The sequence below is a fragment of the Brevundimonas faecalis genome (assembly GCF_040549405.1).
Taxonomy (GTDB): Bacteria; Pseudomonadota; Alphaproteobacteria; order Caulobacterales; family Caulobacteraceae; genus Brevundimonas; species Brevundimonas faecalis.
In genome coordinates, this window is sequence record NZ_JBEPTF010000001.1 from 1,098,526 (window position 1) to 1,113,431 (window position 14,906).

A 14,906-nucleotide genomic window follows, 5' to 3' on the forward strand; every position below is an offset into this window, starting at 1 on the left:
TCTGATCTGGCGTTAAGGTCATGAAAACGGGGGATTTCGATGACAGATTCAGTTCTGGACGACGGCGCGCCTGACGACGGCCTGGGGCCGCTTCATGGGCGCTACGGCGGCGCGGGCGAGGAGGGGGAGGTTCTGCGCTTCTCGTCGACGATCGAACCCAAACGCTTCCTGGGACTGAGCCTTCGCAACGGCTTGCTGAACATCGTCACCCTGACCCTGTATCGGTTCTGGGGAAAGACGGAGGTGCGGCGACGGGTCTGGCAGGGCGTGCGGCTGAACGGCGACGCCTTCGAATACACGGGCAGGGGCGTGGAGCTCTTCATCGGCTTCCTGCTGGCCCTGGTCGCCTTGGGTCTGCCCTTCCTGCTGATCGTCTTCGGCGTCCAGTTCGGTCATCCGGGCCTGATCCTGCTTCTGTACCCCCTGCTGTATCTGGGTCTGTTCTGGCTATGGGGGTTCGGCGTCTTCACGGCCTTCCGCTACATGGCCAGCCGCACGACCTGGCGCGGAATCCGGTTTCGGCTGGGCGGTTCGGCCAAGGCCTATGGTCTGAAATACCTGGGCGCGGTCTTCCTGAGCGGTCTGACGATGGGCTGGTACTGGCCCGTCGCGCAAAAAGGCTTGGCCGAAAAGCTGTGGGATGAACTGCGTTTCGGCGATCGGCGCATCCGCTTCCGCATGGGACGGGCGGACAAGGTCGGCGTCTATGGCTGGTTCGCCCTGGGCTGGTTCGGGACGGGCGTCCTGTACGTCCTGCTGATCGCCGTCATGTTCGCGGTCATGTTTGCGACGAAGGCGTTCGATAATTCGACGGCCTCGCCGAGCCTGACGACGACGCTCGCCCTCTATGGCGGGATGCTGGTGCTGGCGCCGCTCTATTTCCTGGTCTGGGCGCCCTATCATGCGGCCATGATGCGCGCGATCAGCGCCGGGGTGACGCTGGACGGGGCCGGTTTCTTCCTGGACGTCAAGCCCATGGGGCTGTGGTGGCTGACGGTGTCCAACCTGTTCCTGCTGCTGATCACCCTAGGCTTCCTGGCGCCCTGGGTGCAGGCGCGGACGGCGCACTATCTGGTGACGCGCCTGAGCGCGGCGGGAACGGCGCATCTTGACCTGGCCCGTCAGGCGGGCACGGGGCCGGGCGCTGGCGAGGGCCTGGCCGACGCCTTCGGTTTCTCGCTGATCTGATGGCCGCGGGACGTTTCCACGACGGGTTGAGCGCGAGGCCGATCCCGGTCGAGGTCAAGTGGGCGGACGGGGGTGTTCGCTTCGTTCAGGCCGATGGAAAGGCGCTGGTCTGGTCCGACGAGGGCCTGAAGGTCGTGCGCGAAGGCGGTCAGACGCGGCTGTCTCACCCCTCCTCGCCGGACGCTCGACTGGTGCTGGACGAGGCGGATTGGGTCGCCATGGGCGGGACGAGCGTCGCCGTCGTCGAAAGGCGCGGACGCGTCCGGGAGACGCGGCTGGTGATCGGTCTAACGGCAGCGGGCCTGTCGGTCACGGCCTTCGTCTTCTGGGGCGTGCCCCTGCTGTCCGGGCCGCTGGCGCGGGCGACGCCGGTCGATATGGAAAGGCGGATGGGCGAGAATTTCGACGCCCAGATGGGGACTCTGTTCCATGCCTGCGAGGGAGAGGCGGGTCAGCAGGCCCTGCAGGATCTGGGCGCGCGGCTCGCGGCCCGCGCCGATACGCCGTTCGAGGTGCGGGTGCGGGCGGTGCAGGCGCCCTTCGTCAACGCCTTCGCCCTGCCGGGCGGCCCGGTCCTGGTGACGGACGACCTGATCCGCGAGGCTGAGACGCCGGATGAACTGGCGGCCGTGGTCGCCCACGAAGTGGCCCATATCGAGCGTCGCCATGTGATGCAGGCCGTTTGGCGCAGCCTGGGCGTCGGCCTCTTGCTGGACGCCGTCGTCGGCGGCGGGACGGGGGCCGGTCAGCAGGCCGTGATCCTTGCGGGGCAGGCCACGGACCTGAGATACGGACGCGACGCCGAACTGGAGGCCGATGCGCGAGGCCAGGCCTTGTTGGCGGAGGCCGGGTTGTCGTCCCGGGGGATGGCGCCCTTCTTTGAGCGGATGCACGGCGCCGTCGAAAAGGACGGGCGGGTGGCCTCCGCCGAGGAGTTCATCTCCACCCATCCCGATTCCGCGCGTCGGGCTCAGCGCGCCCGGGAGCGGGAAAAACCGGGCGCGGCAGCCCTGTCGCCTGGCGCCTGGACCGCCGTGCGGGCCAGTTGCGGCGCGGGGTCAGAGGATCCGGTAACGCGCCTCAAGAACCGGTTCGGGGGCGGCCGCGACAAGGCCGCGTCGCACCAGGGCGATCAGGTGGGACAGGACGGACAGGCTGGCCGCCGGCCATAGGCGCCGGTCGACCGCGGCGTAGAGGGCGGGCACCATCTCGGCGATGGTTTCATCTCCAGCGGCGAGGCGGGCCATGATCTGCGCCTCGCGCTCCAGACGGTGGTCGCGATAGGCCCTGAGGAAGGGGGCGACCTGGGTGATCGCCGGGCCGTGCGTGGGCCAGAGGGTCGAGAAACCGCGCTGAAGCACCCGGTCCAGGCTGTCCATATAGGCGTTCATGTCTCCGTCGGGCGGGGCGACGACGGTGGTGGACCAGCCCATGACGTGGTCGCCGCTGAACAGGGCGTTCTCGTCGCGCAGGACGAAGGCCATGTGGTTGGAGGCATGGCCAGGGGTAGCCATGGCCTCGATGGTCCAGCCGTCGCCCGCGATCAGTTGGCCGTCCGTCAGGACGACGTCGGGAACGAAGGCGTGGTCGTCATCCTCGTCCAGGGCGCCGGAGGCGTGGGTCTCGTGGCTGGGCGGAGCAGCGGCCAGGACGGGCGCGCCGCCGACCGCCTCGCCCAGGGGGCGGGAGAGGGGGGCGTGGTCCCTGTGGGTGTGCGTGACCAGGATGTGGCTGACGGTCCGCCCCTTCAGCGCCCGCAGCAGGGCGTGCAGGTGGCTGTCGTCCGCCGGGCCTGGGTCGATGACGGCGACGCCCGCGCCCGGAACATCGCGGCCCACGATGTAGGTTCCGGTGCCCGTGAAAGTGAAGGGACCGGGATTATCGGCGATGACCCGCTGGATCAGGGGCGAAACCTGATCGCGGCGCCCGTAGGTGAAGTCGAACTGACGGACATAGGGGATCACGACGCGCGGCTCTCGCGACGTTCAGAGAGGCAGACGGCTGAGATCATAGCCCGCCGCGTGAGCCTGGGCGCGCAGGGTCTCGGCATCGACGCCGCGCAGGCGCTGGGCCAGGGCCCAGGTCGCGGCCGAGCGCATGCCCGAGCGGCAGAACAGCAGGGTCGGGGCGTCGTCGATCAGGGCTTCATGCACTCGCGCCACGGCGACCTCGTCGGGAAAGCCGCTGACGGGCGCTGCGACATAGTCCAGCCCGGCGGCCTCGGCCGCGGCGCGGACGTCCTCGCCGGTCGGCTGGCCAGGTTCTTCGCGGTCCGGGCGGTTGTTGACGATGCGGCGAAGGCCGAGCTCCGCCGCCAGCGCCGGGAGGTCGTTCGGGTTGATCTGGCCGGACAGCCAGACGGTTGGATTAAGAGCGATCGGGAGGGGCATGGAGCGGCTTTCTAAATGGCGGAGCGACTCAGTCCACGACCAAGACCGCACTGATGAATATGTCGTCAGGGTTGCATCCCTCGCATACCCAATCCGTCAAAAGACGCTCCAGAGCAGTATCGTTTTATCTGTTGTGAAGGTCGAGCGGTCGGTTCGCGCGTGTGCCGGCCCTAGTAGGATCGTGGATCGTTTTCCTTCCATTCATTTCCTCATTTTGAGGTGAAAATTGTCAATCCATTGAATGTGTTTCGGTAGTTTTTCGCCTTTGTTTTCTGACGGTGGAATATTTTTTATGGCGAAAATGGGCCCTAAGGCGCCCGTTCGCAGGTATGGCGTGGCGATTTTGCGACAGACTGGGGGCGACTTTGTTTCGGTTCTGTATTTTCGCTGTTCGTATCCCGCGACGCACGAGTAACTTCGCGCCGGTTTATCGAGCGCATAAGTCGCATCGATAAGGCTGTGGTCGGCAGGCGGGGCGATGCTTCGCCGTTGTCGAGCACAACACTTGGAGGGTAAGAATTTGAAATTCAAAATCAAACGTGAGCGGTTGCTGGCGTCGACGGTGATGGCGGGGCTGGCGTTCGCCGGCATGGCCGCCCCGGCGATGGCCCAATCCGCTGGCCAGGAATCGGCGAGTCAGGTGGAAGACATCGTCGTGACCGGTTCGCGCATCGTGCGCCAGGACTATGTCGCCAACAGCCCGGTCTCGACCATCGGCGTCGAGCAGATCCAGGCACGCGGCGACGTCAACGTCGAGCAGATCCTGAACCAACTGCCGCAGGTGGTTCCGGGCCTTTCGGCCAACTCCAACAACCCGGCGAACGGCGCCGCCACGGTCGACCTGCGCGGCATCGGGCCGAGCCGCACCCTGGTGCTGGTCAATGGTCGTCGCTTCGTCCCCTATGACAAGTCCAACGCCGTCGACCTGAACAGCATCCCCGCGCCGCTGATCGAGCGTGTCGAAGTGATGACCGGCGGCGCCTCGGCGACCTATGGTTCGGACGCCCTGGCCGGCGTGGTGAACTTCATCTTCAAGCAGAATTTTGAAGGTCTGGCCTTCAACACCCAGTACGGCATCTCCGGCTTCGGCGATGGTGAACAGTTCAACGCCTCGCTGACCTTCGGCGCCAACACCGGCGACGGCCGCGGCAATGTGACGGGCTTCATCGGCTACGCCGATCGCGACGGTTTCCTGCCTAACGAAGACCGCGCTTGGTCGCTGGTCGCCAACAACGGCGGTTCCGGCACCGGCATCTACGGCGGCCTGAACAACATCGTCACCAACCCGTACACCGCCGCCGGCTGCCCGTCGGCCAACCCTTGCCGTCGCTCGTTCCGCACGGCGGGCGTTCCGGGCGTCTTCAACAACGGTTTCGGCCTGGGCCCGACCAGCGATCGCTACGACTTCGCTCCGGTCAACCTGCTGCAGTCGCCGTCGGAGCGCTTCAACACCGCTCTGCTGGGTCGCTATGACATCAGCGACCGCCTTGAGGCGTTCGGCGAGGTCTTCTACACGACCACCCGCAACAACATCCAACTCGCGCCGACCCCGGCGACGGGCATCGAGATTCCGGCCGGCAACTACTTCGTCCAGAACTCGCCGGATCTGCTGAACTACATCAACACGCGCGCCAACCCGAACGCGCCGCTGAACTTCGACCGCCGTATGGCCGAGGTCGGCGCCCGCGTCGAGAACCACGACACCCACGTCGCGCAGGTCAACACCGGCCTGCGGTATGATCTGGGCGGCGACTGGAAGGTCGAAGGCGTCTACGCCTATGGCCGTACCGAGCTGCGCACCTCGATCCGCAACGACGTGTCGCGTTCGCGTATGGCCGCGGCCCTGGCGGCCGGCGGCACGGCGACGGCCTGCGCCCCGTCGTCTCTGCAACTCATGCCGGGTTGCAAGCCGATCAACCTGTTCGGCGCCGGCACCATCACGCCTGAAGCGGCCGCCTTCGTCCGTCTGGACTTCTCGGACCTCAGCATCTTCGAGCGTCAGAACTTCACCCTGAACGTCACCGGTACGGCCATGCAACTGCCGGCTGGTCCGCTGGGCGTCGCCTTCGGCGCCGAGTATCGTGAGGACACCCTGTCCTTCACGCCGGACGAAGCCAAGCGCACGGGCGACATCTACGGCTTCAACGCCGAACGTCCGGTCAGCGGTTCGACCACGTCGAAGGAACTGTACGCCGAAGCCGTGGTGCCTTTGGTTCGCGACGTGGCCTTCGCCAAGTCCCTGGAACTGGAACTGGGCGTCCGCATGTCGGACTACGACACCGTGGGCAAGGTCTGGGCCTACAAGGCCGGCGGTTCGTGGGAGCCGGTTGAAAGCCTGCGCCTGCGCGGTCTGTATCAGCGCGCCGTTCGCGCCCCGAACGTCTTCGAGCTGTTCCAGGCCAATGACCAGGGCTTCCCGCAGGTCGTCGACCCCTGCTCGACGCGCAGCCTCAGCACGGGTAACCCGATCACGCTGTCGGCCAAGACGCGGGCGTTCTGCACCCTGCAGCTCGGTGCAGACCCCGTCACGTCGGGCTTCGTGGCTCTGAACTCGCAGACGGAGTCCTTCTTCTACGGCAACCCGAATCTGTCGGAAGAAGAATCCGACACGATCACGCTCGGCGCTGTTTGGCGTCCGACCTTCGTGCCGGGCCTGACCCTGACGCTCGACTACTATGACATCAGCGTCGACGGCTACATCGGCACCATCGAAGGCGGCGTGTCGGGCATCGTCGCGGCCTGCTTCGATGCGGCGGATCTGAACTCGGCGGCCTGTAAGGACCCGACGGTCGGCGCGCTCATCTATCGTGATGCTGCGGGCAACCTGAAGGCGCGCGCGCCCTTGGGCAACGTGTCGGAGCTGAAGACCTCGGGCGTCGACTTCTCGGCGCGCTATGGCTGGAATGTGCCGTGGAGCAGCGACTTCTTCGGCGACAAGCTGGATGTCGGCCTCAACCTGACCTACCTGGACAGCTATGAGCTGGACGGCATCGACTACAAGGGTACGGCCGGCGCTTACAACATCAGCGCCACCCTGCCTGAGTACAAGGCCAACCTGACCCTGGGTTACGACCTGGGTCCGGTGCGTGTGAACTATTCGGGCACCTACATCGGCTCGATGGACAACCAGGGCAATATCCCGGCCATGGGAGACGACAGCGGTTACAGCGGAGTCGATTCCTACTGGTACCACGACATCAGCGCCTCCTATGACCTGAACGATAATGTTCAGTTCTTCGGCGGAATTCGTAACCTGACGGACAAAGAGCCGCCGGTGTTCGATAACTCGCCGGACGGAAACACCGACCCGAACGCCTATGACGTGGTCGGCCGTTACTTCTTCGTCGGCGCGCGTCTGAAGTACTAAGACACTCAGATCGTTAGACGAAGGGCGACGAGGCTTCGGCTTCGTCGCCCTTTTTCTTTGCTCGATGCAGCCATAGAAATGCAGTGGACGATATGCCATGCTCGCAAGGACGCCATGCTTGCGGCGCCCGCCCGCGCTCATCAGCCCTGCTGAAATTCTGGTGATCCAAGCGCACTGCGGCGGTGCTAGCCGGCGGGGATCAAGGTTTCGACTGGGCGTGCGACAGCCCAGCGGGCGTCCTTGTTGGCTGAACCAGGTTCAGAAGCGTGCAGCGAGACGTTCGGCTTCTTGTTCGATCTGCCGAGCGGAGGCGAACATGTGGCTCGGCGCCGCGAGGTCGTTGTCACGCCGCCCGTGACGCCAAAGGAGGCCGAACTGAAGGCGAAAGCCGAGGTCCAGGCGACGATGCGACCCGCCGCCTGAATCGACTCAAGCGGCGCTGTCGCGCGCGGCTGCGTAGGGGTCGTAGTTGAGGATGGGGGCCAGCCAGCGTTCGACCGCGGCGACCTCCATGCCCTTGCGGACGGCGTAGTCCTCGACTTGATCGCGGTCGATCTTGCCGACGCCGAAATAGTGGCTGCCCGGATGACCGAAGTAGAGGCCGCTGACCGAGGCCGGGGGCGTCATGGCGAAGCTTTCGGTCAGGGCCATGCCGGCGTTCTCGCCTGCGTTCAGCAGGCGGAACAGGGTCGCCTTTTCCGTATGGTCGGGCTGAGCCGGATAGCCGGGGGCGGGGCGGATGCCCTGATACTTCTCTTCGATCAGGTCCTGAACCGAGGCCTGTTCGTCGGCGGCGTAGCCCCAGAGCTGGGTGCGCACCTCCTTGTGTAGGCGCTCGGCGAAGGCCTCGGCCAGGCGGTCGGCCAGGGCGGTGGCCAGGATGGCCGAATAGTCGTCGCCCTTGGCCTTGAACTCCGCCGCCTTTTCCAGCTCGCCGTGACCGGCGGTGACGGCGAAGGCGCCGATATAGTCCTTTCCGTCCTCGGCCACGAAGTCGGATAGGGCCAGGTTGGGCTTGCCGTTGGACTTGGCGATCTGCTGGCGCAGGGTGTGGAAGCGGGCGATCTCGGCGGTGCGGCTCTCGTCCCCGAACACCACCACGTCGTCGCCGACGGCGTTGGCGGGCCAGAAGCCGACCACGCCCTTCGCCGTGAACCACTTCTCGTCGATGATCCGCTTCAGCATTCCTTGCGCGTCGGCGAACAGGTCGCGGGCGGCCTCGCCGACGATCTCGTCCTCCAGGATCAGGGGATAGCGGCCGATCAGTTCCCAACTGGCGAAGAAGGGGGTCCAGTCGATGTGGTCGGCCAAATCCTGCAGGTCCCAGGCGTCGAAGGCGCGCACGCCCAGGAAGGAAGGGGTGGAAGGGGGGGACTGCCCGTTCTCGGGCCGCCAGCGGTTGTCGCGGGCCTGCTGGAGGGAGGCGCGGGCCTTCACCTCCTGCCCACGGGCGTACTGTTCGCGGATGCGGATGTACTCGTCGCGCGTCGCCTGCTCGTTCTTGGCCTTGTCGGTGGAGGACAGGAGGCCGGAGACCACGCCGACGGCGCGGCTGGCGTCGATGACATAGGTGGTTGAGCCGCGACGATAGGCCGGTTCGATCTTGACCGCCGTATGGGTGCGGCTGGTGGTGGCGCCCCCGATCAGCAGCGGGATGTCGAAGCCGCGCCGTTCCATCTCGGCGGCGACGAAGACCATCTCGTCCAGCGACGGCGTGATCAGGCCCGACAGGCCGATGATGTCGCAGTCGCTGGCCTTGGCCTCGTCCAGGATGCGGTCGGCCGGGACCATGACGCCCAGGTCCACGACCTCGTAGTTGTTGCACTGGAGCACGACGCCGACGATGTTCTTGCCGATGTCGTGGACGTCGCCCTTGACCGTCGCCATCAGGATGCGGCCGTTGGAGGAACGGGGCTGGCCCGCCTTTTCGGCCTCCATATAGGGTTCCAGATAGGCCACGGCCTGCTTCATCACCCGGGCGGACTTCACCACCTGCGGGAGGAACATCTTGCCCGAGCCGAACAGGTCGCCGACCACGTTCATCCCGTCCATCAGCGGACCTTCGATGACGTGCAGGGGCCGCTCGGAGGCCGCGCGGGCCTCTTCGGCGTCCGCCTCGATGAACTCGGTGATGCCGTGGACCAGGGCGTGTTCGATCCGCTTGGCGACCGGGGCTTCCCGCCACTTCAGGTCCACGACCTTGGCTGCGCCCTTTTCGCCCTTGTAGGACGGGGCCATGTCCACCAGCCGCTCGGTGTTGGACACGTTTGTCCGCTGCGGCCGGTTCAGGATCACGTCCTCGACCGCCTCGCGCAGGACCGGGTCGATGTCGTCGTAGACCGGCAGGTCTCCGGCGTTGACGATGCCCATGTCCATGCCGGCGTTGATGGCGTGGTACAGGAAGACGCTGTGGATGGCCCGGCGCACCGGCTCGTTGCCGCGGAAGCTGAACGAGACGTTGGACACCCCGCCCGAGACGCGGGCGTAGGGCAGGGTGGTCTTGATGACCTTGACCGCCTCGATGAAGTCGACGGCGTAGTTGTCATGCTCCTCGATCCCCGTCGCCACAGCGAAGATATTGGGGTCGAAGATGATGTCCTCGGGCGGGAAACCGACCTCGTTCACCAGGATATTGTAGGCGCGGGTGCAGATCTCGATCTTGCGCGCGGCGGTGTCGGCCTGGCCGACCTCATCGAAGGCCATGACCACGACGGCGGCGCCGTAGCGCAGGCATTTGACCGCATGCTCGCGGAAGGCGGCCTCGCCCTCCTTCATCGAGATCGAGTTGACGATCGGCTTGCCCTGAACGCACTTCAGGCCCGCCTCGATGACCTCCCACTTGGAGGAGTCGATCATGACCGGGACGCGGGCGATGTCGGGCTCGGCCGCGATCAGGTTGAGGAAGGTGCGCATGGCGACGGCGCCGTCCAGCAGGCCCTCGTCCATGTTGATGTCGATGACGGCGGCGCCCGCCTCGACCTGCTGGCGGGCGACGTCGAGCGCAGCGGTATAATCGCCATCGACGACCAGCTTACGGAACTTGGCCGAGCCGGTGACATTGGTCCGCTCGCCGACGTTGATGAAGACGGGGCGCATCAGGCGTAGGCCGCCCAGCCGCGCCACGAAAGGCCCTGGAACACGGCTTCGATTCCGCTGAAGCCGGCCTCATGCAGGAGTTGTTCATCGCGCGCGGGGCCGACGCAGTTGAGTTGGGTGCGCACGCGTTGGTGGGCCTTTTCAAGAATTTCGGGGTCGAGGCCGCTGTCGCTGGAGAAGCGAATGTAGCGGTCGAATTGGCGGTCGGAAGCGGGGTCGTTCTTGTCGATGCTGATATGGGCCATGACGAAGGGCGCGCCCGGCTTCAGGCGGCTATGGATGGCCTTCAGGGTTTCCAGCTTTGCGCCGTCGTCGGGTACGAAATGCAGCGTCAACATGCAGGTCGCGGCGTCGAAGCGCGTTTCCGGCGCATCGAAGACATAGCCTTCGATCCAATCCACGGAGGCTGGGTCGCCAAGATAGGCCTTGCCCTGGGCGACCATTTCCGCAGACGGATCGACAGCGCAGAACCGGCCTTCGGGTAGGGCGTCGATCAGGGTTTTCAGCTCGAGACCGCCGCCTCCGCCGACCACCAGGGTGTTCGCCGGCGATGCTTCGGCGATCAGTTGCGCCATGATGCGATGCAGTCCGTCGAAGCCGGGAACGATCTTCTTCGGGCGCTCGGCATAGGTTCTGGCGTGTTCAGGGTCCTTGAACAACTCGGCCATCTTGTCGGTCATCGTCTCGTCCTCAGGCCACCAGTTCGAACGGTTCCAGGCCGGCCAGACGCATGGCCACCGGACGTTGCGGGATCTCGCGGGGCTTCAACGGAGCGACTTCTTCGGCGACGTGCCTGATGTGGTCGGGCGTGGTGCCGCAGCAGCCGCCGACGATGTTGACCAGGCCGGAGGCGGCCCATTCCTCGATGAAGTGGGCGGTTTCGTGCGGCTGCTCGTCGTACTGGCCCATGGCGTTGGGCAGGCCGGCGTTGGGGTAGGCGGCGACCAGGGTGTCGGCGACGCGGCTCAGTTCGGCGATGAAGGGGCGCATCAGGTCGGCGCCCAGGGCGCAGTTGAAGCCGACGGCGAACGGCTTGGCGTGACGCACGGAGTTCCAGAAGGCCTCGGCTGTCTGGCCGCTGAGGGTGCGGCCCGAACGGTCGGTGATGGTGCCGCTGATCCAGATGGGCAGGGGCTCCAGACCCTCGTCCTCCAGGTCCTTGATGGCCTTTATGCAGGCCTTGCAGTTGAGCGTGTCGGTGATGGTCTCGATCAGATAGAGGTCGACGCCGCCCTCGTTCAGCGCCTTCACCTGATGGCGATAGGCCTCATAGACCTCGTCGAAGGTCACCAGTCGCGCGCCGGGGTCGTTCACGTCCGACGACATGGACAGCATCTTGTTCAGCGGGCCGATGGAGCCGGCGGCGAAACGCGGCTTGTGCGGTTCCTTCGCCGTCCAGCGGTCGGCGGCGGCGCGGGCCAGCTTGGCGCCTTCCAGATTGATGTCCCACACAGCCTGGGCGTCCAGTCTGTAGTCGTCCTGGGCGATGACGGTGGCCGAGAAGGTGTTGGTTTCCGAGATGTCCGCGCCAGCGCCGTAATACTGGTCGTGCAGGTCGGAGATGATGTCGGGGCGGGTGATGCAGAGGATGTCGTTGTTCCCCTTCATCTGCTCCTTTTCGTTGTAACCGTTCGCCGTGACGAAGCGGTCGCCACGGAAATCGGCCTCGGTCAGGCCCCGTCGCTGGATCATGACGCCCCAGGAGCCGTCGAGGACCAGGATGCGTTCCTTGGCCGCCGCATGCAGGGCGGCGATGCGTTCAGGGCGAGACAGGGGAGTGGTCATTTACGCAACAGCCTTGGTTTCGCGCACGCCCAGCACCCGACAGATCGCATAGACCAGCTCGGCGCGGTTCAGGGTGTAGAAGTGGAAGTCCGAGAAACCTTCCTCCTGCAGGCGGGCGCAGGTCTCGGCGGCGATGGAGGCGGCCAACAGCTTGCGGGTCTCAGGATCGTCGTCCAGGCCGTCGAAGTGGGACGCCAGCCAGTCGGGCAGGGCCGCACCGCAGGCCGCCGTCATTCGCTTCAGTCCGGCGAAGTTGGACACGGGCATGATCCCCGGGATCAGGGGAATGGTCACGCCCGCCGCCCGCACCCGGTCGCGGAAGCGCAGGAAGGCCTCGATGTCGAAGAAGAACTGGGTCACGGCGCGGGTCGCGCCCGCGTCCACCTTGGCCTTCAGCACGTCGATGTCGTGGTCGATGGACGGGCTTTCGGGGTGCTTTTCCGGATAGGCGCCGACCGTGACCTCGAACCCGCCGATGCGGCCGATGGCGGCGGTCAGTTCGGTTGCGTTGGCGTAGCCGTCGGCTCGGGGCGTATAGGCGCCGCCGATGCCGGCCGAACCCGGCGGGTCGCCGCGCAGGGCCACGATGTGATCGACGCCGATGGCCTTGTAGCCCGCGATTACCTCATCAACTTCGTCCCGGCCGGCCTCGACGCAGGTCAGGTGAGCGGCGGGACGCAGGGAGGTCTCGCTGATGATGCGATGAACCGTGCGGTGGGTCCGCTCGCGCGTCGAGCCGCCCGCGCCATAGGTGACGGAGACGAAGGCGGGGTTCAGCGGCTCCAGCCGACGGATCGCCTTCCACAGGTTGGCCTCGGCCTCGTCCGTCTTGGGCGGAAAGAACTCGAAGGAGACGTTGACGGCGTTGCGGTTCGAACCCGCGCGCGCCACGGGACCCAGCGGCGACAGCAGCAGGGCGCGGGCTTCGGCGAGATTGAGAGAGGCGGAGGAGGCCATCAGGCGATCTTTCTGGCGGGCTGGGCGGCGCGTTCGCCGGTCCAGATGTGGACGGTCAGGCCTTCGGTGTCCGGCGGCAGGGCGACGGGGGCGGACGGCGTCAGGCCCGCCTCGTGCAGCCATTCGCGGATCTCGGCGTCGGGGAAGCCCAGGCGACGGTGTTGGTGCGCCTCGCGCAGCTGTTCCAACTTGTGAGGGGCGAAGTCGACGATCAGCAGTCGTCCGCCGGGCATGACCAGACGCGCGGCCTCGGCCACGGCGGCGGCGGGGTCGGCCAGATAGTGCAGGACTTGATGCACGATCACCAGATCGGCGCTGCCGTGCGGCAGGCGGGTCGAGAAGATATCGCCGTGGCGCAGTTCGACCTTGTCCAGCCCCGCCTTGGCGACATTGGCGCGGGCGATGTTCAGCATGTTCTGCGACAGGTCGAGACCGACCGACATCTTCGCCTTCTTGCCGAACAGGGTCAGCATCCGACCCGAGCCGGTGCCCAGATCGACGACGCGTTCGAAGGGGCCTGGACCGGCCGCCTTTTCAATCGCCGACTCAACCGCGCTTTCGCAGACATAGAGGCTGCGCATCTGATCCCACTGGGGCGCGACCTGTTCGAAATAGCGGGCGGCGTCGGCGGCGCGCTCCTTGCGCACCTCGTCCAGGCGGCGATGATCCGCTTCGCCCTCGGCGTCGTCCAGCAGGTCCAGGACGGTGTCGATCAGACGGCGCGACAGGGCGTCATGCGACAGGCGATAGAAGACGCGGGCGCCGTCGGGGAATCGCTCGATAAGGCCGGCGTCCGCCATCAGCTTCAGGTGACGCGAGACGCGGGGCTGGCTCTGATCCAGAACCCGCGACAACTCCATGACCGACAGTTCCTCGGCGGCCAGCAGCGACAGGACGCGTAAGCGGGTCGGTTCGCCGACGGCGCGGAGGGCTTCGACGGTTTGGTCGGCAGTCAGTGTCATGCGTCGTATAAAGATATCCTTATACGATTATGCAAGCGAAAACTGACCGCAAGCAGGCGCGATCGCCTATCACGGTGCACGGATTGTCCACAACGTGGGCGAAGTCGGGCGGCGGTCTGCTTTCCTCCCTCTGGAATAGGAGGAAGGAGACGTGCTCAGGTCGTGACAGGCGTCTTCAGCGACTCGCCCGCGAAATGGGCCGACAGGTTCTGCAACAGAAGCATCAGCATGCCCTGCACGGCCTCGGTCGTGGCGCCGGCGGTGTGGGGCGTCAGCACCGTGTTGGGGACGCTGGTCCAGCGGACAGGATCGGTCGGCTCGGTCGCGAAGACGTCCAGGGCGGCGCCGCCCAGGCGGCCGTCGCGCAGGGCGGCGATCAGGGCGTCTTCATCCACCAGTTGGCCGCGCGCCACATTGACCAGAAGGCCGTTGGGACCCAGGGCCTCGATCACCTCGGCCGAGATCAGGCCGCGATTGGTCTCGTCGGCGCGGCAGGCCACGACCATGACGTCCGAGGCGCGCGCCAGGTCGACCAGGCTGTCGGCGCGAGGCCAGGCGGCCTCCTTGGCGCGGGGCGCCCACCACCGGATGGTCATCCGCATGGCCTCGGCGCGGCGGGCTATGGCCTCGCCTATGGCGCCCAGGCCGATGATCCCCAGGGTCTGTCCGCCGAGGGAGGGGGTGATGGTCTTGGAATCGGGCGTCCAGCCCCCGGCGCGCAACTGCCGGTCGCCCTCGGCGATCTGGCGACGCGCGGCCAGGATCAGACCGATGGCGTGGTCGGCCACGTCCTCATGATTGACGGCGGGGGCGTGGGTGACGGGCAGGCCGCGCGCCCGGCACCATTCGACGTCGATCCCGTCGTAGCCCGAGGTGAAGCAGGCGATCAGCGACAGGTTGGGCAGGCGCTGGATCAGATCCTTGTCCAGTTCGAACTCGCCCGCCACGACCAGGGCCCGAATGTCGTGGGCAGCCTCGATCGGCGGTCCTTCCCAGAAGCGATAGACGTCGTAGGCGCTTTCGAGAAAGACGCTGAGCGGCGCGAGGTGCCGCTGCATGATCAGGATGGCGGGGCGCTGGGTCATGGAAGGCAGACTAACCCGGATCGAAGACGGCGCCAGCGCAAAGAAAAACGGCCTCCCGAGCGGATCGGGAGGCCGT

Annotated in this window: 11 protein-coding genes; 3 read left to right on the plus strand and 8 right to left on the minus strand. The window is 66.2% G+C overall.

Annotated features, from left to right (window positions below; translation table 11 throughout):
- Nucleotides 1-39 precede the first annotated feature (39 nt).
- Nucleotides 40-1,188: a YjgN family protein gene (locus ABIE19_RS05440; RefSeq protein ID WP_354088104.1), complete on the plus strand. Its 1,149-nt coding sequence runs from the start codon at nt 40-42 to the stop codon at nt 1,186-1,188.
- Entirely contained in the window at nt 1,188-2,360 is a 1,173-nt protein-coding gene (locus ABIE19_RS05445) for a M48 family metallopeptidase (RefSeq protein WP_354088105.1), read from the plus strand. Before ABIE19_RS05440 ends, ABIE19_RS05445 begins: the two co-directional genes overlap by 1 nt.
- On the opposite strand, the gene ABIE19_RS05450 is transcribed toward ABIE19_RS05445, so the two are convergent.
- Nucleotides 2,247-3,152 (minus strand): MBL fold metallo-hydrolase, encoded by a 906-nt coding sequence (locus tag ABIE19_RS05450; RefSeq protein WP_354088106.1) that lies wholly within the window; start codon nt 3,150-3,152, stop codon nt 2,247-2,249. The genes ABIE19_RS05445 and ABIE19_RS05450 overlap by 114 nt on opposite strands.
- Nucleotides 3,153-3,173: 21 nt before the next feature.
- The gene (locus ABIE19_RS05455; RefSeq protein ID WP_354088107.1) at nt 3,174-3,578 is read right to left on the minus strand and encodes a protein tyrosine phosphatase family protein; all 405 of its coding nucleotides are present in this window, start codon (nt 3,576-3,578) and stop codon (nt 3,174-3,176) included.
- Nucleotides 3,579-4,098: 520 nt separating this feature from the next.
- Between ABIE19_RS05455 and ABIE19_RS05460 the strand changes: the two genes are divergently transcribed.
- On the plus strand, nt 4,099-6,945 hold the full coding sequence (locus ABIE19_RS05460) for a TonB-dependent receptor plug domain-containing protein (RefSeq protein WP_354088108.1): 2,847 nt from the start codon (nt 4,099-4,101) through the stop codon (nt 6,943-6,945).
- Nucleotides 6,946-7,374: 429 nt separating this feature from the next.
- Here ABIE19_RS05460 and metH read toward each other — a convergent pair whose 3' ends face one another.
- The 6 genes from metH to ABIE19_RS05490 form a co-directional block, all read right to left on the minus strand.
- Entirely contained in the window at nt 7,375-10,041 is a 2,667-nt protein-coding gene (gene metH / locus ABIE19_RS05465; protein WP_354088591.1) for a methionine synthase, read from the minus strand.
- Nucleotides 10,041-10,721, minus strand: coding sequence for a class I SAM-dependent methyltransferase (locus ABIE19_RS05470; protein ID WP_354088109.1), 681 nt, complete (start codon nt 10,719-10,721; stop codon nt 10,041-10,043). Before ABIE19_RS05470 ends, metH begins: the two co-directional genes overlap by 1 nt.
- 10 nt (nt 10,722-10,731) lie before the next feature.
- Nucleotides 10,732-11,826: a homocysteine S-methyltransferase family protein gene (locus ABIE19_RS05475; RefSeq protein WP_354088110.1), complete on the minus strand. Its 1,095-nt coding sequence runs from the start codon at nt 11,824-11,826 to the stop codon at nt 10,732-10,734.
- Entirely contained in the window at nt 11,827-12,783 is a 957-nt protein-coding gene (gene metF / locus ABIE19_RS05480) for a methylenetetrahydrofolate reductase [NAD(P)H] (protein ID WP_354088111.1), read from the minus strand.
- On the minus strand, nt 12,783-13,745 hold the full coding sequence (locus ABIE19_RS05485) for an ArsR/SmtB family transcription factor (RefSeq protein ID WP_354088112.1): 963 nt from the start codon (nt 13,743-13,745) through the stop codon (nt 12,783-12,785). Before ABIE19_RS05485 ends, metF begins: the two co-directional genes overlap by 1 nt.
- Before the next feature lie 155 nt (nt 13,746-13,900).
- Nucleotides 13,901-14,830, minus strand: a complete 930-nt coding sequence (locus ABIE19_RS05490) for a 2-hydroxyacid dehydrogenase (protein ID WP_354088113.1) — start codon at nt 14,828-14,830, stop codon at nt 13,901-13,903.
- Between the last annotated feature and the right edge of the window lie 76 nt (nt 14,831-14,906).

Bases quoted from the DNA above. Each gene is read 5' to 3' on its own strand.
- ABIE19_RS05440 (WP_354088104.1), top strand. From the start codon at position 40: ATGACAGATTCAGTTCTGGACGACGGCGCGCCTGACGACGGCCTGGGG.
- ABIE19_RS05445 (WP_354088105.1), top strand. From the start codon at position 1,188: ATGGCCGCGGGACGTTTCCACGACGGGTTGAGCGCGAGGCCGATCCCG.
- ABIE19_RS05455 (WP_354088107.1), bottom strand. From the start codon at position 3,578: ATGCCCCTCCCGATCGCTCTTAATCCAACCGTCTGGCTGTCCGGCCAG.
- metH (WP_354088591.1), bottom strand. From the start codon at position 10,041: ATGCGCCCCGTCTTCATCAACGTCGGCGAGCGGACCAATGTCACCGGC.
- ABIE19_RS05470 (WP_354088109.1), bottom strand. From the start codon at position 10,721: ATGACCGACAAGATGGCCGAGTTGTTCAAGGACCCTGAACACGCCAGA.
- ABIE19_RS05475 (WP_354088110.1), bottom strand. From the start codon at position 11,826: ATGACCACTCCCCTGTCTCGCCCTGAACGCATCGCCGCCCTGCATGCG.
- metF (WP_354088111.1), bottom strand. From the start codon at position 12,783: ATGGCCTCCTCCGCCTCTCTCAATCTCGCCGAAGCCCGCGCCCTGCTG.
- ABIE19_RS05485 (WP_354088112.1), bottom strand. From the start codon at position 13,745: ATGACACTGACTGCCGACCAAACCGTCGAAGCCCTCCGCGCCGTCGGC.
- ABIE19_RS05490 (WP_354088113.1), bottom strand. From the start codon at position 14,830: ATGACCCAGCGCCCCGCCATCCTGATCATGCAGCGGCACCTCGCGCCG.